Source organism: Roseisolibacter agri (assembly GCF_030159095.1).
GTDB classification, from domain to species: Bacteria; Gemmatimonadota; Gemmatimonadetes; order Gemmatimonadales; family Gemmatimonadaceae; genus Roseisolibacter; species Roseisolibacter agri.
Genome location: NZ_BRXS01000002.1, coordinates 533,020 through 558,230 on the forward strand (window position 1 = coordinate 533,020; position 25,211 = coordinate 558,230).

Annotated in this window: 18 protein-coding genes; 13 read left to right on the top strand and 5 right to left on the bottom strand. The window is 73.1% G+C overall.

Features of this window, described 5'->3' with window-relative positions; genetic code table 11:
- Positions 1-249: 249 nt before the first annotated feature.
- From rosag_RS07205 to rosag_RS07220, 4 genes are read right to left on the bottom strand one after another with little or no spacing between them, the layout of a single operon-like run.
- A complete protein-coding gene (locus rosag_RS07205) occupies positions 250-804 on the bottom strand; it encodes an RNA polymerase sigma factor (protein ID WP_284349386.1) in 555 nt (184 codons plus the stop codon).
- Positions 805-2,331, bottom strand: a complete 1,527-nt coding sequence (locus tag rosag_RS07210) for a serine hydrolase (protein WP_284349387.1) — start codon at positions 2,329-2,331, stop codon at positions 805-807.
- A 26-nt stretch (positions 2,332-2,357) separates the two neighbouring features.
- A complete protein-coding gene (gene menC / locus rosag_RS07215; protein ID WP_284349388.1) occupies positions 2,358-3,503 on the bottom strand; it encodes an o-succinylbenzoate synthase in 1,146 nt (381 codons plus the stop codon).
- Positions 3,500-4,291: a GNAT family N-acetyltransferase gene (locus rosag_RS07220; protein ID WP_284349389.1), complete on the bottom strand. Its 792-nt coding sequence runs from the start codon at positions 4,289-4,291 to the stop codon at positions 3,500-3,502. Before rosag_RS07220 ends, menC (rosag_RS07215) begins: the two co-directional genes overlap by 4 nt.
- Before the next feature lie 206 nt (positions 4,292-4,497).
- On the opposite strand from rosag_RS07220, the gene rosag_RS07225 reads away from it, so the two are divergent.
- The 4 genes from rosag_RS07225 (at position 4,498) to rosag_RS07240 (ending at position 12,231) form a co-directional block, all read left to right on the top strand.
- The gene (locus rosag_RS07225; RefSeq protein WP_284349390.1) at positions 4,498-7,539 is read left to right on the top strand and encodes a TonB-dependent receptor domain-containing protein; all 3,042 of its coding nucleotides are present in this window, start codon (positions 4,498-4,500) and stop codon (positions 7,537-7,539) included.
- A 2-nt stretch (positions 7,540-7,541) separates the two neighbouring features.
- On the top strand, positions 7,542-8,852 hold the full coding sequence (locus rosag_RS07230; RefSeq protein ID WP_284349391.1) for a RagB/SusD family nutrient uptake outer membrane protein: 1,311 nt from the start codon (positions 7,542-7,544) through the stop codon (positions 8,850-8,852).
- A gap of 62 nt (positions 8,853-8,914) precedes the next feature.
- Entirely contained in the window at positions 8,915-10,486 is a 1,572-nt protein-coding gene (locus rosag_RS07235) for a serine hydrolase (RefSeq protein WP_284349392.1), read from the top strand.
- Positions 10,483-12,231, top strand: coding sequence for an N-acyl-D-amino-acid deacylase family protein (locus rosag_RS07240; RefSeq protein WP_284349393.1), 1,749 nt, complete (start codon positions 10,483-10,485; stop codon positions 12,229-12,231). The genes rosag_RS07235 and rosag_RS07240 overlap by 4 nt, the downstream gene beginning before the upstream one ends.
- A 17-nt stretch (positions 12,232-12,248) precedes the next feature.
- Here the strand turns inward: rosag_RS07240 and rosag_RS07245 are convergent, their stop codons facing one another.
- The gene (locus tag rosag_RS07245; RefSeq protein ID WP_284349394.1) at positions 12,249-13,358 is read right to left on the bottom strand and encodes a M23 family metallopeptidase; all 1,110 of its coding nucleotides are present in this window, start codon (positions 13,356-13,358) and stop codon (positions 12,249-12,251) included.
- A 254-nt stretch (positions 13,359-13,612) separates the two neighbouring features.
- Between rosag_RS07245 and rosag_RS07250 the strand changes: the two genes are divergently transcribed.
- The 9 genes from rosag_RS07250 to rosag_RS07290 all read left to right on the top strand — a co-directional run bounded on the left by rosag_RS07250 (position 13,613) and on the right by rosag_RS07290 (position 25,170).
- Entirely contained in the window at positions 13,613-14,386 is a 774-nt protein-coding gene (locus rosag_RS07250) for a GntR family transcriptional regulator (RefSeq protein WP_284349395.1), read from the top strand.
- A gap of 321 nt (positions 14,387-14,707) precedes the next feature.
- A complete protein-coding gene (locus tag rosag_RS07255) occupies positions 14,708-15,892 on the top strand; it encodes a dipeptidase (protein WP_284349396.1) in 1,185 nt (394 codons plus the stop codon).
- Between the two features lie 7 nt (positions 15,893-15,899).
- The gene (locus rosag_RS07260) at positions 15,900-16,718 is read left to right on the top strand and encodes a hypothetical protein (protein ID WP_284349397.1); all 819 of its coding nucleotides are present in this window, start codon (positions 15,900-15,902) and stop codon (positions 16,716-16,718) included.
- Positions 16,719-16,794: 76 nt separating this feature from the next.
- A complete protein-coding gene (locus rosag_RS07265; RefSeq protein ID WP_284349398.1) occupies positions 16,795-17,805 on the top strand; it encodes an alpha/beta hydrolase family protein in 1,011 nt (336 codons plus the stop codon).
- A 28-nt stretch (positions 17,806-17,833) separates the two neighbouring features.
- Entirely contained in the window at positions 17,834-18,994 is a 1,161-nt protein-coding gene (gene menC, locus rosag_RS07270) for an o-succinylbenzoate synthase (protein ID WP_284349399.1), read from the top strand.
- Positions 18,987-20,189 (top strand): M20 metallopeptidase family protein, encoded by a 1,203-nt coding sequence (locus rosag_RS07275; RefSeq protein ID WP_284349400.1) that lies wholly within the window; start codon positions 18,987-18,989, stop codon positions 20,187-20,189. The genes menC (rosag_RS07270) and rosag_RS07275 overlap by 8 nt, the downstream gene beginning before the upstream one ends.
- Positions 20,190-20,225: 36 nt before the next feature.
- Entirely contained in the window at positions 20,226-21,563 is a 1,338-nt protein-coding gene (locus rosag_RS07280; RefSeq protein ID WP_284349401.1) for an APC family permease, read from the top strand.
- A gap of 23 nt (positions 21,564-21,586) precedes the next feature.
- The gene (locus rosag_RS07285) at positions 21,587-23,521 is read left to right on the top strand and encodes a CocE/NonD family hydrolase (protein WP_284349402.1); all 1,935 of its coding nucleotides are present in this window, start codon (positions 21,587-21,589) and stop codon (positions 23,519-23,521) included.
- A complete protein-coding gene (locus tag rosag_RS07290) occupies positions 23,518-25,170 on the top strand; it encodes an N-acyl-D-amino-acid deacylase family protein (protein WP_284349403.1) in 1,653 nt (550 codons plus the stop codon). Before rosag_RS07285 ends, rosag_RS07290 begins: the two co-directional genes overlap by 4 nt.
- Positions 25,171-25,211 lie beyond the last annotated feature (41 nt).

Genomic DNA, 25,211 nt, shown 5'->3' on the forward strand with positions numbered 1-25,211 from the left:
GCGACGGTCGGTGCGCGAGCGCGGGCACTCCGGCACGAGTCGGGGTGCCCGCGTTCGCATGCGCACCGGACCCGAACGGCGAACGGCATTGCAAGGATGAAGATCGGATAAATTCCGATAACGACGGAGGGCTCCACGTTGTGGCGAGGAACATCGCCCGACACGGAGCCCTCCGTCGTTATCCGATCTTGTCAGATCTTATCCTTGCTGCCCTTGCCGTCCAGGTCCGGCGCGCCGGGCCCGCTCGAATCACTGCAGCACCGACGGCGCGAGCGATCGGCGCAGCGTCGTCAGCGCGCGGCTCAGCTGGTTCGCGACCGTCTGCGTCGACGTGTCCATGAGCCCAGCGATCTCGCCGTACGACAGCCCGTGCACGCAGCGCAGCACGAACACCGTGCGCCGGCGCGGCGGCAGCGCGCCCACGCCGCGCGCGAGCGCCCGCCGCAGCTCCTCTCGCTCGACCGCGAGGTCGGCCCCGGCGTCGGCCGGCGCGTCGGCGTCGCCGAGGACGCGCACCACGCGCGCCGCCCGCTCGCGCGCGGCGTCGCGGCGCCGCCGCGAGATCGCGAGGTTGCGCGTCACGCGGTACAGCAGCCCGCGCACCGAGCCCTCGGGCCGCCACGTCGCGCGCCACGCCCACAGGCGGCAGAAGGTCTCCTGCACGACGTCCTCCGCCTCGACCGGGCCGGCCACGCGCGCCGCGTACGCCACCAGCGGCGCGCGGTAGCGCCGCAGCAGCTGCTCCAGCGCGTCCACGTCGCCGGCGCGCAGCCGCGCGAGCAGCCACGCGTCCGACGCGTCCATTCAGCGCCCCGCGGGCACGCGCGCGAACGTGTTCCCGAACGCCCGCACGCTCGCGACGCCGCCCGTGCCGTCCGGCGCGAACGTCACCAGCGACGGCGCGCTGCGCGGGTCCGCCCAGAGCGCGCGGAAGGTGTCGTAGTGCCAGTGCTCCAGGCGCCCCGCGTACGCGCGGCCGTACGTCAGCTGCAGCGCGCCGCCCTGCACCGCCACCACGACGTCGCCGAAGGTCGGCTCGCGGTACGTCCCCGCGTAGCGCTCCAGCGGCAGGCTCGGACGCGTGTCGGCGACGCGGCGCTGCTCCTGCTGCCGCCGCGCGGCGTCGGCCTGCGCCTCCAGCCCGCCGTAGAGCGTCAGCAGCTCCGCGCTCCAGTCGCGCGCGCCCGCCGCGCCGCGGTACATGTCGAACACGCGGTACATCAGCGCGTGCCGCAGCTCGGCGTGGTCGCGGTTGGCCAGCACGTAGACGCCCACGCGGCGGTCCGGGAGCAGGCCGATGATCGCGCTCATCCCGTCGATGCTCCCCGTGTGCATCGCCACCGCCTCGCCCGCGTAGTCGTGCAGGAACCACCCCAGGCCGTAGGTGAAGAAGTGCGGCCGCACGACCGTCATCGTCGGGTACATGCTCGTCGGCGCGATCGTCTGCGGCGACAGCAGCTCGCGGAACGTCGCCTCGCTCAGCAGCCGCTTCCCGCCCACGCGCCCGCTGTCGAGCACGAAGCGCATCCACTTCGCCATGTCGTCCACGCTCGACCACACCGAGCCCGCCGCGGCCACGGGATCGACGGGCCGGTTGGCGACCACGCGCAGCGTGTCGCGGATCCGGTCGTGCGGCGCGGCGACGTTCGGCTTCCCGGCCAGCCCGGCGAGCGTCGCCTCCGTGTTCGTCATGCCGAGCGGGACGAAGATGCGCGTGCGCACGAAGGCGTCCCACGGCATCCCCGACGCGGCGCGCACCACCTCGCCCGCGGCCGCGTACATGATGTTCTGGTAGATGAAGCCCGAGCGCAGCGAGTACGCCGGCCGCAGCGTCCCCACGCGGCGCAGGATCTCGGCCGTCGGGTAGTCGGCGCCCGCCCACAGCAGGTCCGCGTTGCCGAGCCCCGCGCGGTGTGTGAGCAGGTCGCGCACGGTCAGCTCGCGCGTCACGTACGGGTCCGCGAGCTGGAAGCCGGGCAGGTACGTGGTGACCTTCTCGTCCCACTTCACCTTCCCCTCGTCCACCAGCATCCCCAGCGCGGCGGCGGTCATCGCCTTCGTCGTCGAGCCGATGGCGAAGCGCGTGCCGGCGTCCACCGCGTCGGGCTTCCCGAGCTCCCGCACGCCGTAGCCCTTCGCGAGCACCACGCGGTCGCCCTGCACGACCGCGATCGCGAGCCCCGGCACCTTCCAGTCGCGCACCGCCTTCGCGACGTACGCGTCGAGCGCCGCGACGGAGGCCGAGCCGTTGGACGCGGGCTGCGCGGCGGCCTGCGTGGCGCCCGCGACGGCGAGCAGCAGCGTGATGGCGAGCGAGCGCGTGGCGAGCATGGGTGGCGCGGTGAGGAAGTGAGGGGTCAGACCGCGGCGACGGCGCCGGGCGCGCGGAGCACGGTGCGGCGGACGGTCAGGTCGTCGATGCGGTCGACGTCGACGGTGACGCCGAGCCCCGGGCGGTCGAGCGGCACCGTCACCATGCCGTCGTCGCTCATCGTCCACTCCGGCGTCACCACGTCGCGCGCCCAGTAGCGCGCGCTCGGCGACAGGTCGCCGGGCTTGGTGAAGCCGGGCAGCGACGCGAGGGCGACGTTGCACGCGCGGCCGATCCCGCTCTCCAGCATCCCTCCACACCATACAGGGACACTGTGTTGCACCGAGAAATCGTGGATCGCCAGCGACGCCGCGAAGCCGCCCACGCGCCCGGGCTTGATGTTCACGATGCGGCCCGCGCCCAGCGTCACCATGTCGCGCGCGCGGTCCAGCGACGTGATCGACTCGTCCAGGCAGATCGGCGTCCGCAGGCGGCGCTGCAGCTCCGCGTGCTGCACCAGGTCGTCCCACGCGAGCGGCTGCTCGATCATCAGCAGGTCCAGCGCGTCCAGCCGCGCCAGCTGGTGCGTGTCGGCCAGCGTGTAGGCGTTGTTGGCGTCGGCCATCAGCGGCGCGTCGGGCCCCAGCGCCTCGCGCACCGCGGTCACGTACTCGACGTCCGCGCCGGGCTGGATCTTCAGCTTGATCTTGCGGTAGCCCTGCGCCAGCGCCTGCCGCGCCTTCTCGACCAGCGCGTCCGGCGTGCGCTCGATGCCGAGCGAGATGCCGGTGGCGATGTGCGTGCGCGTGCCGCCCAGCAGCCGCGCCAGCGGCACGCCCGCCCGCTCGGCCGCCACGACCCACATCCCCATCTCCACCGCGGCCTTCGGCATCAGGTGCCCGCGGAAGTCGCGCTCCAGCGCGGGCAGGATCTCGCGCGGATCGCCGAAGGAGCGGCCGAGCACGCGCGGCGCGATCCACTCGGTGATCGCCAGCCACGACGTGTCGATCGTGTCGGGGCTGTACATCGGCGTGTCGAACGCCACGCACTCGCTCCACCCGGTCGCGCCCTCGTCGTCGCGCAGCTCCAGCAGGAGGATGCGCCGGTCGCTGACGACGCCGGACGAGATGCGGAACGGCTCCTTCAGCGGCAGGCGGATCTCGCGCAGCGCGAGCTCCTCGAGTCGGATCATGCGTCGTCCTCCGTGAAGGCGTCGCGCGCCAGCTCGTAGTAGGGGAGCGCGTCGCCGTCGCCGCGTCGGAAGGCGACGATCCGGTAGCCGCGCGCCAGGTGCTCGAGGAACGCCGCGCGCGTGACGGCGCGCCACTCGGCGCGCTGCTCGGGCGGGAGCGCGTGCACGTCGTGCGGGACTTCGATCCGCACGGTCGGGCCCTCGGAGGCGTCGCGCGGCGCGGCGTCGTCGCGCGTCAGGTCCCACGTCACCACCAGCCGGTCGGTGGGCATCGCGCCGTGCAGCGGGCTGCCGGTGCCCGCGCCGTACATGTTGGGCACGTACTCGGTCGCGCGCGCGCCCAGGCGGACGAGGTTCAGGCGCGCGTTGCGCGCGACCAGCGGATCGAACGTCCAGTGCATCGTCTCGACGCCGAGCGCGCGCACGAGCTCGCGCTGGTGGCGCTTGAGGCGCTCGCCGATCCCGCTGCCGCGCGCCTCGGGGCGCACCGCGAGCATGTCGGACCAGTGGACCAGGCGGCCGTGCATCGGGCCCGTCATGCCGAACACGAAGCCCACCATGCGCTCGCCCTGGAACGCCGCCGCGACGACGCCGCCGAGCTTCTGGCTCACGAGCAGCACCGAGGCGGGGACGCGCTCCGAGAAGCCCTCCCCCCACGTCTCCTCCTGCAGCGCCACGCACTCGCGGTACTCGGCCAGCGTCTGCACGCGGCGGATGACCTCCGGGGCGCCGATGGCGGCTGGTGGAGGCGCGGCGGTCGTCGGCCCGTGGGCGCTCTCATGGATCATGCGGTCGCACGCAGGGGGCGGAGTGGCCGTGGCGGGCGGCGGTCCGGCGGCGGGGATCCGTCCAGCCCGCCCGTCTTGCCGGCGTCGGCGCCCCAACATACCTTGGCGACAGTGTTGTATACAATAGCGTGTACCGTACGAGCTGGCCGTACGCCTCCGGGCGCTCCGCAGCACCTCCCTCCGTACCTACCTCGCTGGAGTCACGTATGCGCCACCAGCCGGGGCGGCCGCCGATCGGCCGCTCGCCCCACCGCGCCGCGACCATCGCCGGCCTGGCCGCAGCGCTGCTCCTCCTCGCGCCCGCCCCGCGCCTCGCCGCCCAGACGACCCAGCCCGGCGGCGCGACCGGCACCATCGTCGGCCAGGTCACCGAGGCGTCCGGCCGTACGGGACTCGCCGCGGTCACGCTCGTCGTCGAGGGCACGCGGCTCGGCGGCTCGACCGGCGCCGACGGGCGCTTCCGCATCACGGGCGTGCCGGCGGGATCGCACGCCGTGACCGCGCGGCGCATCGGCTACGGACAGCAGCGCGTCGCCGTGACGGTCCCCGCGGGTGGCGAGGTGGCCGCGAGCTTCACGCTCTCCTCCAGCCCCATCGCGCTCGACCAGGTGGTCGTCACCGGCACCGCGGGCGCGCAGGAGCGGCGCGCCATCGGCAACGCGGTCACGAGCGTCGCGGCGGCGGAGGTGCTCGACAAGTCCGCCGCGCCCGACCTCTCCAGCCTCCTCAACGCGCGCGCACCCGGCGTCACCATCAACCCGCGCAGCGGCCGCCTCGGCGCGGGGCCGAGCATCCAGATCCGCGGCCGCAGCTCGCTGTCGCTCGACAACCAGCCGCTCGTCTACGTCGACGGCGTGCGCATCAACAACGCGACCAGCACCGGCCCGCAGAGCGTCGGCGGGCTGGGGCAGCAGGGCGCGAGCGTCGGCGGACGGCTCAACGACATCAACCCCGAGGACATCGAGAGCATCGAGGTCATCAAGGGGCCCGCCGCGGCGACCATCTATGGCACCGAGGCCGCCAACGGCGTCATCCAGATCATCACCAAGCGCGGCGCGAGCGGCACGCGCCCGCAGCTCAACCTCGTCGTCGAGCAGGGGACGCTGCACTTCCGCGACGCCATCGGGCGCACGCCGCTCAACTACTTCCGCACGGCGGGCGGCGAGATCGTGACGTGGAACGGGCTGCAGCAGGAGGCTGACTCCGGCCGCCCGATCTACGAGATGGGCCAGACGCGCCGCTACAGCGGCACCGTCTCCGGGGGCCGCGAGGCGATGCGCTACTACCTCGGCTCGTCCTACGAGACCGACTTCGGCGTGGAGCCCAACAACTCGCTGCGGCAGTTCGGCGTGCAGGCGAACCTGAACTCGCAGCTGCGCGCGAACACCGACTTCGCGTCGAGCCTCAAGTTCGTGGAGCTGGCGAACCGCCTGGGCGCGGACATCGGCGCCTCGGGGCTGCTGGGCGCGCAGGTCGGGCACCGGCTGCTCTTCCCGAACACGCGCGGCTTCTTCGCCATCGTGCCGGAGATCGCGCAGCGGCTCTACGACAACCGCAGCGACATCAACCGCTTCACCGGCAGCGCGACGCTCACCAACCGGCCCGCGAGCTGGTTCACGCACCGCGCGATCGTAGGCCTCGACTACTCGGGCGAGGACGCGCGCGCGGTGGAGCGCTTCGCGCCGCCCGAGCTGGCGCGCTACCTCTCGACCGCCGCGGCGAGCGGCCGCATCGGCCAGACGCTGCGCCGCAACGCGATCTTCACCGGCGACTACGCCGGCACCGTGAAGGCGCAGCTCGCGTCCACGCTGCAGTCGTCGACGTCCATCGGCGGGCAGCTCTACAAGACCGAGGCGCACACGAGCTTCCTGGGCGGCACCGGCTTCCCCGGCCCGAACGTCGAGACGGTGTCCGCGGTCGCCACGCAGCTCGCGGCCACGCAGCAGCAGATCATCAACACGACCATCGGCGCCTACGCGGAGCAGACGTTCGCGTGGCGCGACCGGCTCTTCCTCACCGGCGGGCTGCGCGTGGACAACAACAGCGCGTTCGGCGAGGACTTCAAGTGGGTGACGTACCCCAAGGTCAGCGCCAGCTGGGTGCTGCACGAGGAGTCGTTCTTCCCGTGGCGCGCCGCGTTCAGCACGCTGCGCCTGCGCGCCGCGTACGGCGAATCGGGGCGGCAGCCGGCCACCTTCGCGGCGCTGCGCACCTTCAACCCGGTGCCCGGCCCCGGCGGCACGAGCGGCGTCACGCCCGGATCGCTCGGCAACGCGGACCTGCGCCCGGAGCGCGGCAAGGAGTGGGAGGGCGGCTTCGAGGCGGGGCTGTTCGACCGCCTGACGCTCGACTTCACCTACTTCAACAAGCGCACGGTCGACGTCATCGTGAACCAGCCGGTGGCGCCCTCCAGCGGCTTCCCCGGCAACCAGGTGCGCAACCTGGGCGAGGTCACCAACCACGGCATCGAGCTGAGCGCGACGCTGCAGGCGCTCGCGCGCCGCGGCTTCTCGTGGGACATCACGGGCAACGTCGCCACCAATCGCGACCGCATCGAGAGCCTGGGCGGCCTGCCGTCGCTCATCGCGACGTTCGGGCCGAGCAACCAGGTCGGCTACCCGATCCAGGGGATCTGGACCCGCCGCGTCGTGTCGGCCGACCGCAACCCGACCACCGGCCAGGCGACCAACGTCCTCTGCGACGGCGGCGCGGGCGCCGCGCCGATCGCCTGCGCGCAGGCGCCGTTCGTCTACGTCGGCACGCCGACGCCCAGGGTCACCGGCGGCGTCGGGAACACGTTCAACCTCGGGCAGCGGCTGCGGCTCTACGCGCTGGTGGACTTCAAGCGCGGTTACCGGATGTTCAACGCGGTGAACTACCTGCGCTGCACGGGGCAGACGGGCGCGCCGCTCTGCCGCGAGAACTACTTCCCCGAGGAGTTCTCGCCCGTGCACCTGGCCGAGCACTCGCCGGGGGCGATCGCGGTCGGGACGAACGACCAGTTCTTCGAGGACGCGTCGTTCGCCAAGCTGCGCGAGGTCTCCGCGACCCTCACCTTCCCCGAGCGGTGGGTGCGCTCGCGGATGTCGCTCACGCTCGCCGGTCGCGAGCTGCACACGTGGACGAAGTACAGCGGGGTGGACCCCGAGGCCAACCAGAACAGCGTCGCGACGACGGCGCTCCAGCAGGAGCAGGCCGTCACGCCGCCGCTCACGCGCTTCCTCGCCACCCTCAACGTGACCTGGTGACCATGCGACTCCTCCCCTCGCGCGCGCGCGCGGCGATCGCGTGCGCCACCGCGGTCGCGGCGGCCGCCGCCAGCGCGTGCACCGACATCACGACGCTCAAGCAGGAGAACCCGGGACAGCTCTCGGCCTCCACGCTCTACGCGCCGCAGAACGCGCAGCTGATCGTCAACGGCGCGATCGCCGACTTCGACTGCGCCTTCACGCGCTACGTCGTCGGCAGCGGCCTGCTCTCGGACGAGCTGTCGAACGCGATCGGCAGCGTCGACAACTACAACTACGACGCGCGCCGGCTGCTCACCAACGCCGACTACGGCACCGGCACCTGCGGCAACAACCAACGGCCGCCCATCTACACCACGCTATCGGTCGCGCGCGCGTCGGCCGACACCGCGCTCGCCCGGCTGCGCGAGTGGACCGACGCGCAGATGCCCGCGGGCGTGAACCGCACGCGCCTCATCGGGCAGGCCGCCACCTACGCCGGCTACAGCCTCGTGCTGCTGGGCGAGGGGATGTGCACGGCCGCCATCAACCTCGGGCCCGAGCTGCAGCCCGCGCAGCTGTTCGAGCAGGCGAAGATCCGCTTCGACTCCGCGGTCGTCGCGGCGACGGCGGCCAACGACCAGCCCACGCTCAACCTGGCGCTGCTGGGCCGCGCGCGCACGCTGCTGAACCTCAAGAACCCGGCGGCCGCCGCCACCGACGCGGCGCGCATCCCGGCGGGCTTCGTGGCCAACATGGTGGGCGAGGGCACGAACAACCGCCGCCAGAACTTCGTCTTCATCTCGATCAACCAGAGCAACTGGTCGACGGTGGACGCGTCGTTCCGCGGACTCACGACCGAGAGCGGCGCCGCGGATCCGCGCGTGGCGGTGACCAACACAGGCCGCGCCGGCACCGCGCAGGGCTCGCAGGTCTGGACGGCGGACAAATACGGGTCGCTCACCGCGCCCATGCCGATCGCGCGCTACGCGGAGGCGCAGCTGATCCTCGCGGAGGCGCGCGTGGCCGCGGGCGACCTCGCGGGCGCGGCCGCCGCCATCAACGCCGCACGCGCCGGGCGCGCGGCGCTCGGCACCTACAGCGCGACCGGGCAGACCGCGGCCCAGGTGCAGGCGCAGATCGTCGAGGAGCGGCGGCGCGAGCTCTTCCTGGAGGGGCACCGCCTGGGCGACATGCGCCGCCTCAACATCCCCTTCACGCCGGCCGCCGGCACGGCGTACCCCGGCGGTGGCGGCGTGTACGGCTCGCAGACGTGCTTCCCGCTCCCCGACGTCGAGCGCATCAACAACCCGACGATCGCCGGCGGCGCCTGAGGCACGTGGTCCCTCAACTCCTGGAACCTGCTCGGATGGCGGCTCTGACCCCGAGGTCCCCGATGCGCGCACGCACCCGCACGACCTTCACGACCGCCACTGCCCTCGCGACGCTCGCCGCGGCGGGCGTCGTCGTCTCGCCACGCCTCGTCGTCGCGCAGGCGCGCGAGCCGTATCCGGGCTACGCGGCGTACGTGGAGCAGGCGCTGAAGACGTGGAAGGTCCCCGGCACGGGGATCGCGATCGTGCGCAACGACTCGGTCGTCTTCGCGCGCGGCTTCGGCGTGCGCGAGCTGGGCAGGCCCGCGCCCGTGACCGAGCGGACGCTGTTCGCGATCGGCTCGTCGTCCAAGGCGTTCACCGCCGCGGCGGTCGCGATGCTGGTGGACGAGAAGAAGGTGTCGCTCGACGCGCCGGCGGCGACCTACCTGCCCGGCCTGCAGCTGGCCGACCCGTACGCGACGCGCGAGCTCACCGTGCGCGACCTGCTGAGCCACCGCAGCGGCCTCGCGCGCGGCGAGCTGGCGTGGTACGGCTCGGGCTTCGACCGCGACGAGATCGTGCGGCGCGTGCGCTACCTGCAGCCGTCGTGGAGCTTCCGGAGCCAGTTCGGCTACCAGAACATCATGTACATCGCGGCCGGTCAGGTCGTCGCGCACGTCGCGAACACGACGTGGGACGACTTCGTGAAGAGCCGGATCTTCGGGCCGCTCGGCATGACGTCCAGCAGCACCTCCACGAAGGCGCTCGACCCGCAGATGGAGCTCGCGACGCCCCACGCCACGGTGAACGACACCGTGCGCCCGGTCGGCGCGTGGCGCAACATCGACAACGCGGGGCCGGCGGGCTCGATCAACTCCCACGTGGTGGACATGGCGCAGTGGCTGCGCCTGCAGCTCGGCCGCGGCAGCTATGGCGGCAGGCAGCTGATCAGCGCCCGGATGATCGAGGAGATGCACACGCCGCACACGGTCATCCGCCTCGACTCGGCCGCGCGCGTGCTCAACCCCGACACGCACCTGCAGGCGTACGGCCTCGGGTGGTTCCTGCAGGACTACCGCGGGAAGCTGGTGGTGCAGCACGGCGGCAACGTCGACGGCTTCACGGCGCTCGTCGCGATGATGCCCGAGGAGAAGCTCGGCGTCGTGATCCTCACGAACATGAACGGCACCGGGCTCCCGACGGCGCTGATGAACAAGCTCTTCGACCTCCACCTGAAGGCGCCGGCGCGCGACTGGAGCGGCGACCTGTACGCGCGCACGCTGGCGGCGCAGGCGCGCGCGAAGACGGCGCAGCAGCGGCTGGAGGCGTCGCGCGTCAGGGACACGAAGCCGTCGCTCCCGCTCGCGGCGTACGCAGGCACGTATGCGGACAGCCTGTACGGCGACATCGTGGTGCGCGAGCAGAACGGCAAGCTGTCGATGACGTTCGGGCCGATCTGGCGCGGGGAGCTGGAGCACTGGCACTTCGACACCTTCCGCACGAAGTTCGACACGCCCGTGCTGGGGCCGATCCCGGTGCTCTTCCGGCTCAACGCCGCGGGCAAGGTGGACGAGATGGTGCTCGACATGGCCGGCGTCGTGACCTTCAAGCGGCGCCCCGATCCGGCGCCCGCCGCCGCCAACAACCGGTGAGCGCCCCACGCTCGATCGCGCTCGCCGCGTGCCTCGCGGCGGTTGCGGCAGTCGCGTGCGCGCGCGGCGGGGCGGCCGTCGCGACCGACGCACGCCCGGCGGCCAGTGTCGCCAGCGACGCGCCGTACGACGTCGTCATCGTCAACGGCCGCGTCGTGGACGGCAGCGGGAACCCGTGGTTCGACGGCGACGTCGCGATCCGCGGCGACCGCGTGGTGCGCGTCGTCCGGCGCGGGATGCTGGGCGACGCGCCGGCGCGCACCCGCATCGACGCGACGGGGAAGATCGTCGCGCCCGGCTTCATCGACGTGCAGGCGGGCGGCCCGTACCTCACCGGCGACGGCCGCTCCGTCAGCAAGCTGACGCAGGGCGTGACGACGGAGATCCTGGGCGAGGGCTACACGTCGGCGCCCGTCAGCGACCTCACGCTCGCGGACCTGGCCGCGTCGGGACCGGAGGCCGTGGCGATGGCGCGCCGCTTTCAGGGGCCGCGCGGCTTCGACGCGTGGCTGCGCGCGATGGAGGCGCACGGCGTCTCGCCGAACGTCGGCGCGTTCGTCGGCGCGAGCACGCTGCGCCAGTACGGCATGGGGCTGCGCATGGGCGTCGCGACGGGCGCGCCGCTCGACTCCATGCGCACCGCGCTCCGCAACGCGATGGAGGACGGCGCCTTCGGGCTCGGCTCCGCGCTCATCTACCCGCCCGGCAACTTCGCCGGCACCGAGGAGCTGATCGCGGTCGCGAAGGCGATGGCGCCCTACGGTGGGCTCTACATCACGCACATGCGCTCCGAGGCCGACAAGGTGCTCGAGGGCATCGACGAGGCGCTGCGCATCGGGCGCGAAGCCGGCGTCGCCGTCGAGATCTACCACCTCAAGGCCGCGGGCACCACGAACTGGGCGAAGATGCCCGCGATGATCGCGAAGATCGACTCGGCGCGCGCCGCGGGGCTCGACGTGCAGGCGACGATGTATCCGTACACCGCGGGTGGGACTGGACTCGCCGCGTGCCTGCCGCCGTTCGCATCAGAGGACGGGAAGCTGCTGCGCAACCTCGCCGACTCCGCCGCCCGCGCGCGCATCCGGGCGGAGGTCGCGAAGCCCACCAGCTACTGGGAGAGCCTGTGCGAGCAGGCGACGCCGCAGGGCGTGCTGCTGGGCGTGATGCGCGGCGCCGCGAACCAGCAGTGGTCGCGCAAGCGGCTCGCCGACGTCGTCGCGGGCACGGGGAAGAGCTGGCTCGACGCCGTGATGGACCTCCTGCTCGCCGAGGGCGGCAACATCGGCACGATCTACTTCCTCATGAACGAGGAGAACGTGAAGCTGACGCTGCGGCAGCCGTGGATGATCATCGGCACCGACGCGGCGGGGATGGATCCCGACAGCGCGCGCGGAGGCGCGCATCCGCGCGCGTACGGCACCTATCCGCGCATCCTGGGGAAGTACGTGCGCGACGAGGGCGTCATCCCGCTGGAGGACGCGATCCGCAAGATGACCGGCGCGGTGGCCGAGCGGCTGCTGATCCGAGACCGCGGGCTGCTGCGCGAGGGGATGCACGCGGACGTCGTGGTGTTCGATCCGGCGACGATCCGCGAGCACAGCACGTTCGAGCAGCCGCACCGGCTCTCGACGGGCGTGGAGCAGGTGTTCGTGAACGGCGTGCAGGTCGTGCGCGACGGCCGGCACACCGGCGCGAAGCCGGGCCGCGTCGTGCGCGGGCCCGGCTGGCGCGGTGCCGCGCGCTGAGCGCTCGTCGGCGCGCCTCAGCGCTCGGGGAAGCGCAGCAGCATGTTGGCCAGCGGCATCTCGCGCCGCCGCGTCTCGGGCGTGGCGGCGCGCGTGCATTCGGCGATCAGCCGGCGGCACTGTCCCACCACCTGGAACGTGTCGAGCAGGTACGGCACGCCCTGCGCGCCGAGCGGCGACGGGCCGTCGCTGACGTGGAAGTGCAGGTGCGGCTCGGTGGAGTTGCCCGAGTTGCCGACGAGGCCGAGCACCTGGCCGCGTCGCACGCGGTCGCCCTGGCGCACGCGCAGGGAGCCGGGCTTCAGGTGCGCGTAGAACGCGTGGCGTCCACCGCCGATGTCGACGATCACGTGGTTGCCGCCGACCGTCTCGAGCGTGATCGGCACCGCGCGGCCGCCGGGCACGTTCTCTGGGATGCCGTCCTTCGTCGCCGCGACGATGCCGTCGGCGACGGCGATCGCGTCCTTCCCGTGGGCGTGGTAGCTCTCGTTCTTCAGGCGGTCGCCGACGTACGTGCGGCCGCTGTCGTCGACGATCAGGTAGTCGATGCCGAACCGCTGCGCGATCGACGCGTTGCCGTCCACGGGCACGAGCGCGCGGCGGTGCCCGGATTCGGCCGCCGGCCCGTTGGCGGTGAGCCAGCTGCCACCGCGCAGGGGCGGGCCGACGACGACGGCGCTGGTGGTCACGGGCACGGGCGGCCCGTCGATCGTCTGCGGAGCGCCGCTGTCGCCCACCGCGACGGTGAGGCGGTGGCGGAGCGTGGCGGGCGGCGTGCGGCCGTCCACGGGCACCCAGAGGAAGGTGACCCCGCGCAGCCCGCCGCCGATGCGCGCGCGCTCGAGCAGGGCGGGCGGCGGCGCGACGCCGGGCCGGGTGAGCGCGCGTCCGAGCGCGCTGTCGGCCAGCGCGAGCAGCACGCGCGCGTCGGTGCCGGGGGCCAGCACCTCGACGCGGCGCAGCGCGAGCGGCGCGGCCGCGAGGTTGGTGACGTGCAGCTCGTAGACGAGGAACGCGTCGCCGTCGCCGACGGCGACCGTGGGCGGCTTGGGGACGTGCAGCTCGACCGCCGGCGGGAGCTGCGCGCCCTGCGAGTACGCGGCCTGCGGGAGGAGGAGGGGCGCCATGCACGCGAGGAGCGCGGCAAAGATGCGCGTCGCGTGCGGGCCAGGGGAACGCCGTCGCATCGTGCGAGGGGCGGGAGGGGACAGGGGAGGCACTGTACACAAAGCTGGATACAACTCGCGGCGGCGAGTATGTTGCCCGGGGCGCCGACCCGCAAGGCGATGCCGCGCGCGGGGCGCTTGGCGCCACGCGTGCACGCCGTTAACCATGCGGCGCTCGCCGTCATGACATGACGTTCACCCGATCCGCTGCACCGGTGTCGCCCACCAGCCGCTCGCCCCGCGCCGCCACGACCGCCCGCCCTGCCGCCGCTCGTGCCGCCTCGCGCGGCGACGCGACCGCCGGTCGTGGGGAGAGCGTGGGCCGCGCGTACGCCCAGCTGCGCGAGCTGATCGTGCGCGGGCGGCTGGCGCCCGGCACCCGCATCGTGGAGAGCGACATCGCGGCCCGCCTCGGCGTCAGCCGCACGCCCACGCGCAGCGCGCTGCACCGCCTGCAGCAGGAGGGCTACATCGTCGCGGCGGAGGGGACGCGCGAGCAGCGGCTGGTGGTCGCGCCGCTGACGCAGGACGACGCGCGCGAGCTGTTCCACATCGTCGGGCAGCTGGAGGCGCTCGCGGCGCGCCAGGCCGCGGAGCTGCCGGCGCCCGCGCGCACCGCGCTCGTGCGGACGCTGCGGCGCCTGAACGGCGAGCTGGCCGACGCGGCGCACGGCGAGCGCCCCGATCCGATGCGGCTCTTCGACTCGGACACCGCGTTCCACCACGCGTACGTCGAGGGCGGCGGCGGGCCGCGGCTGCTGGCGCTGCACGACGCGATCAAGCCGCAGAGCGAGCGCTACGTCCGCCTCTACATCAGCAGCCTGGTCGACGAGATCGACACGTCGGTGGCGGAGCACGACGCGATCATCCGGCACATCGAGGCCGGCGAGCCGCAGGCCGCGCACGCGGCGGTGGACACCAACTGGCGCAACGCGGCGGGCCGGCTGGGGCGGGTGATCGAGGCGCTGGGGGAGCGCGGGAGCTGGTGAGCGGCGGCTGTGGGCTGCGGATCTCGAATCCGGGATGCGTCGGCGCGCCGGACCTGTTGGCCTATGGGGGGACTACGGATGCTTCGGATGATGCGGATGCTGCGGATCGCTCCTCGTTGAGCACGGCGCGTCGCCGCCACGCGGAGCGATCCGTCTGATCCGTCGTATCCGGAGCATCCGTAGCCTCACCAATGGTCACAGGGGTCCGGCGCACCCTTGCCGGCCTCTCTGCATTGCGAGCCGCCACGCCGCCTCGTAGGTTGTACGCAACACTGTATACAGTGTCGCCCGCCGAGCGTCCCCTCCTCCCGAGCTCCGCGCATGTCCGCACAGGATCCCGTCTCCCGCCGCGCGTTCGTGCAGCTCGCCGCCGGTGCCTGCGCCGCCCTCGCCGTGACGCCCGGCATCGCCGCCCCGATGCTCAACCGCGGGCGCTTCCGGCTGTTCGGCAGCGCCGGCCGCGACTACTCGGCGCGCGCCATCGCGCTCGTGCAGCGCTCCGTCGTCATCGACATGCTCGCGCCCTTCACGCTCGACTTCCCGCAGCAGGCCAAGTGGGAGCGGAACCCCGAGAGCTTCACCGCCGCGCAGTTCCAGAAGTTCAGGGACTCCGGCATCAACGTCTTCCACCCCGCGATCGGCCTCGGCGGCATCAACGCGTACGAGACCGCGCTGCAGTGGTTCGCCGGCTGGAACTCGTTCATCGCCGGCAACGACGAGCGCCTGATGCGCATCGACTCGCCGGGTGACTTCGGGCGCGTGAAGGGCTCCGGCAAGGTCGGCGTGCTGCTCGGCCTGCAGAACGCGCAGCACTTCCGGCGCCCCGACGACGTCGACCTCTTCCACGGCCTCGGCCAGCGCGTCGCGCAGCTCACGTACAACAGCCGCAATCTGATCGGCAACGGCTCCACCGAGCGGCGCGACGAGGGGCTCAGCGACTTCGGCGTCGCGATCGTCGAGCGGATGAACCGGGTCGGCATGGCCGTCGACGTGTCGCACTGCGGCGACCGCACCACGCTCGACGCCTTCGAGGTGTCGAAGAAGCCCGTGCTCATCACGCACTCCAACGTGCGCGCGCTCGCCAACGGCCATCCGCGCGACAAGGCCGACGAGGCGATCCTCGCCGTGAAGAAGTCGGGTGGCGTCATGGGCATCACGGGCGTGCGCATGTTCGTGCGCGATAAGGAGCCCACCACCATCGAGCACGCGCTCGACCACTTCGACTACGTCGCGAAGCGCATCGGCCCCGAGCACCTGGGCGTCGGCAGCGACATCGACCTCGATGGCTACGACGACATGCCGCCGGAGCTGAACAAGCAGCTGCGCGCCGGCTACAAGGGGAGCTACGGCTTCCGCGACAAGATCGACATCGAGGGGCTGGACCACCCCAAGCGCATGTACGACCTCACGGAAGGGCTGATCCGCCGCAAGTACACCGACGCGCAGATCGAGGGGATCCTCGGCGGCAACTTCCGGCGGGTGCTCTCCGAGATCTGGACCGTCTGAGCCGCCGATGTCCGCCGACGACATCGACGTCCGTCCGCTGCGCACGGCGGACGACTACGCCGCCTGCGTCGCGCTGCAGATGGCGACGTGGGGCGAGGGATTCCGCGAGGCGGTGCCGGCGACCATCCTGCGCATCGCGCAGCGGCTGGGCGGCGTCGCCACCGGCGCCTTCGCGGCCGACGGCACGCTGCTCGGCTTCGTCTTCGGGATGACGGGCGTCGAGGACGGCGACGTCGTGCACTGGTCGGACATGCTCGCGGTGCGCGACGCCCTCCGGAACCACGGGATCGGCCGCCGGCTCAAGCTCCACCAGCGCGACGCGGTGCGCGCGGCCGGCGCGACGCGCATGTACTGGACGTACGATCCCATGCTCGCGCGCAACGCGCACTTCAACCTCACCCGGCTGGGAGCGCGCGTCGTCGAGTTCGTGCCCGACATGTACGGCACGGACACCGGCAGCGCGCTGCACGGCGACTCGGGCACCGACCGCTTCATCGTCGTCTGGTCGCTCGCCGAGCGAGGCGAGTCTCCGACGTCGCCTCGAGCGGCGGAGGTCGCGCACGACGCCCCCATCCTCAACGACGGCGCCGCCGATGGGCGCGACGCCGAGCCCGCACGCCACGCGCACGGCATGCCGCCACGGGTGCGCGTCGAGATCCCGTCCGACATCCTCGCCGTGCAGGACGCCGCGCCGGCGCGGGCGGCGCACTGGCGCGCCACCGGGCGGCACGCGCTGCAGTGGGCGCTCGCGCACGGCTACGCCGTCGAGCGCTTCGTGCACGACGCGGCGGCGGGGCGCGGGTTCTACCTGCTGGCGCGGGCCTGACGCCGCGGCGCCGCGCGGCGTATTCATCGTGGGCGCACTCACCACCGCGGGCCGCCAGCCGGCCGGGGAGCTCCGCATGCCCTTCCTCCGACGCTCGTCGCTCGCCGCACTGTCGCTCGCGATGGCCGCCACGGTCGGCGCGCAGGAGCCCGTCCGCAAGGACCCGCCGCGCGACTACTCCGCGCCCGCCGGCGCGCCGTACGTGGCCGAGGAGGTCACCGTCACGACGCCGGCGGGCCACACGCTCGCGGGCACGCTGACGCTGCCGCGCGGCGCGAGCCGCGCGGCTCCGGTGGGCGCGATCGTCACGATCACCGGCTCCGGTCCGCAGGACCGCGACGAGGCGCTCGGCCTGGAGGGCTACCGCCCCTTCCGCCAGCTCGCGGACTCGCTCGGCCGCCGCGGCATCGCGGTGCTGCGCATGGACGACCGCGGCACCGGCGCGTCGAAGGGGACGTTCCGCGGCGCCACCAGCGCCGACTTCGCCGAGGACGTCCGCGCGGGCCTGGCGTACCTGCGCACGCGGCCCGAGATCGACGCGCGGAAGCTCGGCGTGGTCGGCCACAGCGAGGGCGCCGTGATCGCGCCGATGGTGGCCGAGAAGGAGCCCGCGCTCGCTGGGATCGTGCTGCTGGCGGGCGTCGCGCAGCCGGCGCGCAGCGCGCTCGCCTTCCAGCTGAAGAACCTCTACGAGCACGATACGCTGCTCACCGTCGCGAGGCGCGACTCGGCCATCGCCGCGATCCCGCAGCGCATCGAGGCGATGATGGCCGCCGATCCGTGGATGCGGTTCTTCCTCACGCACGATCCCGCGGCCACGATGCGCCGGGTGAGGACGCCGGTGCTGATCCTCACCGGCGCGCGCGACCAGCAGGCCGCGCCCGAGCAGGTCGTCGAGCAGGAGGCGGCGTTCAGGGCCGGCGGCAATCCCGACGTGACCGCGCGCGTGCTGCCCGGGCTCAACCACCTCTTCGTCGTCGACGCCGACGGCTTCCCCGGCAACTACCGCAAGCTGCCGCCGCCCGTCATGGTGCAGCCCGAGGCGCTCGGCATCGTCGTCGACTGGCTCGCCGCGCGCCTGCGCTGAGCGCCTGCGCTGACCCTCGTCACTCCTCATGCCCGACACGCCCACGACGCTGCACCCCGCGCGGCTCGCGCTGCGCGAGATCCGCCTCCCGCTGAAGGAGGCGTTCCGCATCTCGTCCGGCGTCGTCACCGAGCGGCGCATCCTGCTGCTCGAGCTGCACGACGCCGACGGCATCGGCGTGTGGGCCGAGTGCGTCGCCGGCGAGCAGCCCAACTACAGCGCGGAGACCATCGACACCGCGTGGCACGCGATCACCGCGTGGGTCGCGCCGCGCGTGCTGGGCAATCCCATCGCGGGCCCGGGCGCGGTGCACGACGTGCTCGCGCGCGACTTCCGCGGTCACCCGATGGCCAAGGCCGCGGTCGAGATGGGGTGCTGGGCGCTCGCGGCGGAGCGCGCCGGCGTGCCGCTCGCGCGGCTGCTGGGCGGCACGCGCACGCACATCGCCACCGGCATCTCGCTCGGCATCCAGGCCACACCGGACGCGCTGGTGGAGCGCGCACTGGCCGCGCGCGCGGCCGGCTACCGGAAGATCAAGCTCAAGATCCAGCCCGGCGCCGACGTCGAGTACGTGCGTGCCGTGCGCGCCGCCGTCGGTCCCGACGTCGCGCTCATGGCCGACGCGAACTCCGGCTACACGATCGACGACGCCGACCATCTCGTGCAGCTCGACGCCTTCGGCCTGACGATGATCGAGCAGCCGCTGGGCCGCGAGGACCTGGTGCAGCACGCCGAGCTGCAGCGCCGCCTCGCGACGCCGCTCTGCCTCGACGAGTCGATCACCGACGCCGACCGCGCGCGCGACATGCTCACGCTCGGCAGCGGGCGCATCGTCAACATCAAGCCGGGGCGGGTGGGCGGCTTCACGTCCTCGCTCGCGATCCACGACGTGTGCCAGGCCGCCGACGTGCCCGTGTGGTGCGGCGGGATGCTGGAGAGCGGCATCGGCCGCGCCTACAACGTCGCCCTCGCGTCGCTCCCGAACTTCTCGATGCCGGGCGACCTCTCGCCGAGCGCGCGCTACTGGGCGCGGGACGTCGTGACGCCCGAGTGGACGATGAGCGCGGATGGGATGGTGGCGGTGCCGCTCGACCGGCCGGGCATCGGCGTGCAGGTGGACGTGGACCGCATCGACGACCTGACCGTGCGGCGCGAGGTGTTCGGCGAGCGGAGGGCGGCGCATGTCTGACGTCCCCGAGAAGCTGGCCGCGCTCTTCCCGCCCGACCGTGCCGACGCGCTGGTGGCGCTGCGCCGCGACCTGCACCGCCATCCCGAGCTGTCGTTCGCGGAGACGCGCACGGCGGGCGCGCTGGAGCGCGCGCTCGCGCCGCTGCGCCCCGCGTCCATCGACCGCGTGGCGGGGACGGGCGTCGTGGCGCGCATCCGCGGCCGCGATCCGGGCGCGCCCGTGGTCGCGGTGCGCGGCGACATCGACGCGCTGCCGATTCACGAGGCCACGGGGCTCGAGTACGCCTCGGTGCACGACGGCGTGATGCACGCCTGCGGGCACGACGTGCACGCGTCGTGGGCGGTGGGCGCCGCTCACCTGCTGGCGGAGCGGCCGGCCGCAGGCGACGTGCTGGTCGTGCTGCAGCCGGCGGAGGAGACGGGCACCGGCGCGGCCGCGATCCTCGCCAGCGGCGCGCTCGACGACGTCCGTGCGATCTTCGGCGCGCACGTCGATCGCCGCTTCGCGGTCGGCGAGGTCGTGGCGCAGGCCGGGCCGCTCGCCGCCGCCGCGGACGACTTCTTCGTCGAGCTGCTGGGGCGCGGCGCGCACGGCGCCCGCCCGCACGAGTCGGCCGATCCGGTGGTGGGCGCGGCGGCGCTCGTGACCGCGCTGCAGACCATCGTCTCGCGCCGTGTGAACCCCGCGATCCCGGCGGTCGTCACCGTCGCGACGCTGCAGGCGGGCACCGCGCCCAACGTGATCGCCGAGCGGGCGACGATGAGCGGGACGCTGCGCGCGGTGGATCCGGCGACGCGCACGCTGCTCGCGAGCGAGGTGCGCCGCATCGCCGACGGCATCGCCGCCGCGCACGGCCTCACCGCGAACGTCCGCATCGACCTCGGGCCGCCGCCCATCGTGAACCCCGAGCGGCCGGCGGCGTGGGCGCGCACCGCCGCCGAGTCGCTGCTCGGCGCCGACGCCATCGTGCCGCTCGGCATCACGAACATGGGCGGCGAGGACTTCGCGTACTACATGGAGCGCATCCCCGGCTGCTTCCTGCGCGTCGGCGCGCGCGAGCCGGGCGGCGCGCCAACGCCCGCGCACACGCCGCAGTACCACGCCGCCGAGGCGAGCCTGTTCGTGGGCGCCGCGGTGCTGGCCGAGTCGGCGCGCGTCGCGTCGGCCGCGCTGGCGGGCGGCGAGCGCGCCTGACCGATCCCGTTCCGATCCCTCTCGCACGAGGCGACCATGGACCACCTCCGCCGCACGCTCGGGTTCCGCGACCTGCTGCTCATCGTGGTGGGGACGGTCATCGGCTCGGGCATCTTCATCGTGCCGGCCACGGTGCTGCGGCAGACCGGCGGCGCACTCGGCCCCGCGCTGCTGGTGTGGCTGGTGGCCGGCGTGCTGTCGCTCCTGGGCGCGCTCACCTACGGAGAGCTGGGCGCGTCGCGGCCCGAGGCGGGCGGGCTGTACGCGTACATCCGCGACGCGTTCGGCCCGCTGCCGGCGTTCCTCTACGGCTGGACGACGTTCCTCGTGATCGGCGCGGGCTCGGTGGCCACGCTGGCGGTGGCGTTCACCGGCTACCTGCGCCAGTTCGTCGAGCTGTCGCCGATGGCGGCGCGCGTGGTCGCCGTGCTGCTGATCGCGCTCATCGCCGTCATCAACGTGCGCGGCACGCGCGAGAGCGCGAGCGTGCAGAACTGGAGTACCGGCATCAAGGCGGCCGCGATCCTCGTGATGAGCGTCGCGCTGCTCGCGTCCGGCGGCGGCGGTGTGGCGGCCGCGCCCGTGTGGCCGGCCGCGGTGACGCCCGGGCTGCTGTCGGGCGTGGGGCTCGCGATGATCGGCGTGCTGTGGGCGTACGAGGGGTGGCAGTACGTGACCTTCTCCGCGGGCGAGGCGCAGGACGCGCAGCGCACCTTCCCGCGCGCCATCGTCGCCGGCACCGGGCTGCTGATCGGCGTCTACATGCTGGCCAACGTCGCCTATGTGGCGGCGATCGGCGTCGACGCGGTGCAGGCGAGCGACCGCGTGGCCGCGACCGCGGTGGCCGCGCGCTTCGGGCCGGCGGCCGGGAAGCTGATCGCGGCCGTGATCCTGGTGTCGATGTTCAGCGCCGCCAACGGGCTGACGCTCACCACGCCGCGCATGTACTACGCGATGGCGCGCGACGGCGTCTTCTTCCGCAAGCTGGCCGAGGTGCACCCGCGCTACGGCACGCCGGCGTTCGCGATCGTCGCGGGATCCGTGTGGGCCGCGGTGCTGGCCGCCAGCGGCACCTTCGAGCAGCTGCTCACCTACGTCGTGTTCACGGGCTGGATCTTCTACGGCCTGGGCGCGGTGTGCATCTTCGCGTTCCGGCGCCGCGAGCCGAACGCGGTGCGCCCGTTCCGCGTGCCCGGCTACCCGGTGACGCCCGCGCTGTTCGTGGCCGCCTCCGCGGCGATCGTGCTCAACGCGCTGTTCACGCAGCCGGGGCGCGCGCTGGTGGGCGTGGCCGCGGTGCTCACGGGCATCCCCGCGTACCTGCTCTGGCGCGCGCGCGCCGCGCCGCTGACGACCGCATCCGACGCCTCCTGATCGCCTCCCCCACGCCTCCGACGATGCCACGCCGCCTTCGCGTCCTCGTCCCGCTGCTGGTCGGCGCCACCGCGACCGCCGCGCCCATCGCCGCGCCGCTGCGCGCCCAGCTGCCCGCGCCAGAAGTCGCCGCCGACACCGGATACGTCCGCTACAACGCGATGATCCCGATGCGCGACGGCGTGCGGCTGAACACCGAGATCTTCGTCCCGAAGCGCACGAGCGGGAAGGTGCCGATCCTGCTCATCCGCACGCCGTACGGCGTGGGGCCGAACGCGGTCCTCGGCACGCAGCCCGGCCGCTCGCTCTACGAGCTGGCGCAGGACGGCTACGTGTTCGTCGCGCAGGACCTGCGCGGGCGCTTCAAGTCCGAGGGGCAGTTCGTGATGATGCGCGCGCCGCGCGACCCGAAGGTGAGGAACGCGATCGACGAGGCGAGCGACGCGTACGACACCGTCGACTGGCTCGTGAAGCACGTCCCGAACAACAACGGCCGCGCGGGGATCTTCGGCGTGTCGTACGCCGGGTGGACGGCCGCGATGGCGCTGCTCGACCCGCACCCCGCGCTGCGCGCCGCCAGCCCGCAGGCCAGCCCCGCCGACATGTTCCTCGGCGACGACTTCCACCACAACGGCGCGTTCCGGCTGTCGTACGGCTACGAGTACGCGACGATGATGGAGACCGGCAAGGAGATCGAGCCGGTGAAGTTCGACACCTACGACACGTACGACTGGTACCTGAAGCTCGGGCCCCTCGCCAACGCGACCGCCAAGCTGCAGGGGAAGCTCCCGACGTGGACCGACTTCTCGCAGCATCACGCGTACGACGAGTTCTGGCAGAAGCAGACCATCGTCCGCTACCTCACCAAGCCGCTCACGGTGCCGACGCTGAACGTCGCCGGCTGGTGGGACCAGGAGGACTTCTTCGGGCCGTTCGCGATCTACCAGGCGCTCGAGAAGCAGGATCGCCAGAACAGGAACTTCCTCGTCGTCGGCCCGTGGAACCACGGCGGCTGGAACCGCGCCGAGGGGAAGACGCTGGGCAAGATCGACTTCGGCGCGGCGACGTCGCTGTACTTCCGCGAGCGGATCCAGGCGCCGTTCTTCCGCTGCCAGCTGCACGGCCGCTGCGACGCGCCGCAGCCCGAGGCGCTGGTGTTCGAGTCGGGCGCGAACGAGTGGCGCACCTACGACAGCTGGCCGCCGAAGCAGGGGATCCAGCAGCGCGCGCTCTACTTCGGGCCGAACGGCACGCTGTCGTGGAGCCCGCCGGCAGCGGCGGGTGCAGCCGGTGCCGCGGCGCCGACCGCGATGGCCGCCGACACCACGCGCGCGTTCGACGAGTTCGTGTCCGATCCCAACAAGCCGGTGCCGTACCGCCCGCGCCCCATCGAGGCGACGTACGACGAGCGCGGCTCGGGATGGGGCGCGTGGCAGGTGGAGGACCAGCGCTTCGTGCACAACCGGCCGGACGTGCTGAGCTGGCAGACCGAGCCGCTCACCGAGGACGTCACGATCGCCGGGGACGTGCTGGCGGAGATGTTCGCGTCCACCACCGGCAGCGACGCCGACTGGATCGTGAAGCTGATCGACGTCTATCCCGACATGGACACGACGAACGTCAAGATGAGCGGCTACCAGCTCATGGTCTCGGGCGAGGTGTTCCGCGCGCGCTTCCGCAACTCGTTCGAGAAGCCCGAGGCGCTGGTGCCCAACCAGCCGACGCCGGTGAGGTTCGGGCTGCACGGGCAGGCGTACCGGTTCAAGAAGGGACACCGGATCATGGTGCAGGTGCAGAGCAGCTGGTTCCCGGTCATCGACCGCAACCCGCAGACGTTCGTGCCCAACATCTTCGAGGCGAAGGCGTCCGACTTCCGCGCCGCCGCGCACCGCGTCTTCCGCTCGGCCGACATGCCGTCGCACCTCACGCTGCCGGTGAAGGAGCCGTTCCGCCCGTGAGCGCCGCCATCCGTCGCGCGTGCGTCGCCGCGCTGCTGCTCGCCGTCGCCACACCGCTCGCGGCGCAGGCGCCTGCAACGTCCGCCCCAGAGTACGACGTCGTGATCCGCAACGGCCGCGTGCTCGACGGCGCGGGCAATCCGTGGATTGTCGCCGACGTCGCGATCCGCGACGGGAAGTTCGCGCGCATCGGCACGGTGCGCGGCCGCGGGAAGACGGAGATCGACGCGCGCGGCCGCTACGTCTCGCCCGGGTGGATCGACATGATGGACCAGTCGGGAAGCGTGCTGCCGCGCAACCCGCTGGCCGAGAACAAGCTCGGGATGGGGGTGACGACGGCGATCGGCGGCGAGGGCGGCACGCCCGTGCCCGCGTCGGAGATCCCCGCCTACTTCCAGCGGCTGGAGACGCAGGGGATCAGCATCAACTTCGGCACGTACTTCAGCGAGACGCAGGCGCGCGTGCCCGTGCTCGGCCGCTCGGCCCGCGCGCCGAACGCCGCGGAGCTGGAGCGCATGCGCGCGATCATGGACACCGCGATGCGCGCCGGTGCGATGGGGATGACGACGGCGCTCATCTACCCGCCCAGCAGCTACGCGAAGACCGACGAGCTGGCGGAGGTGGCGAAGGTCGCGGGGCAGTACGGCGGCTTCTACGCGAGCCACATCCGCGGCGAGGGCGCCGACGTCGTGGGCGCGGTGCGCGAGGCGATCGCGGTGGGCGAGCGCGGCGGGCTGCCCGTCGAGATCTTCCACCTCAAGGTCGCGCACCGGCCCGGGTGGGGAAAGCTGATGGCCGAGGTGCGCGACACGATCGAGGCGGCGCGCGCGCGCGGCGTGGACGTGGCCGCGGACATGTACGTCTACACCGCCGGCGGCACGGGCCTCGAGGCGACGATCCCGAGCTGGGCGCACGAGGGCGGCAACGACTCGCTGAAGGCGCGCCTCGCGTCGCCCGAGGTGCGCGCGCGGCTGAAGAAGGAGCTGACGACCGGCTCGCCCGGCTGGTGGAACATCGTCGAGGCGGCGGGCGGGTGGGACGGCATCGTGCTCGCGAACGCGCGCGACCCGAAGAGCGCGCGCTTCCACGGGAAGGGCCTCGCGGCGATCGCGAAGGAGCTGGGGAAGGATCCGGCCGACGCGGCGTGGGATCTGGTCGCGGCCGGGAACGGCCGCGTGATGGCGATCTACCACATGATGGGCGAGCCGGACATCGAGACCGCGCTGCGCTTCCCGTGGACGAGCATCGGCAGCGACGCGGGCGCCGCGCTGAGCGCGGGCGCGGCGGACGAGCTGGGGCTCCCGCATCCGCGCAGCTACGGCAACCACGTGCGCGTCATCAGCCGCTACGTGCGCGAGCGGAAGGTGCTCACGCTGGAGGAGGCGGTGCGGAAGATGACGTCGTGGCCCGCGACGCGGATGCGCCTCGCCGGCCGCGGCGCCATCCAGGTGGGCAACTGGGCGGACGTGACGATCTTCGACCTCGCGACGCTGGACGACCGCGCGACGTACGAGGCGCCCACGCGGTCGCCCGCGGGGATCGACTGGGTGCTGGTGAACGGCGTGGTGGTGCTGGACCACGGGAAGCACACGGGCGCGAAGCCGGGGCAGGTGCTGCGCGGGCCGGGGGCGGCTCCCACGACGCGCTGACACTCCGCGGCGGTTCCTCCGTAGGGGCAGTCGCGTCCTTG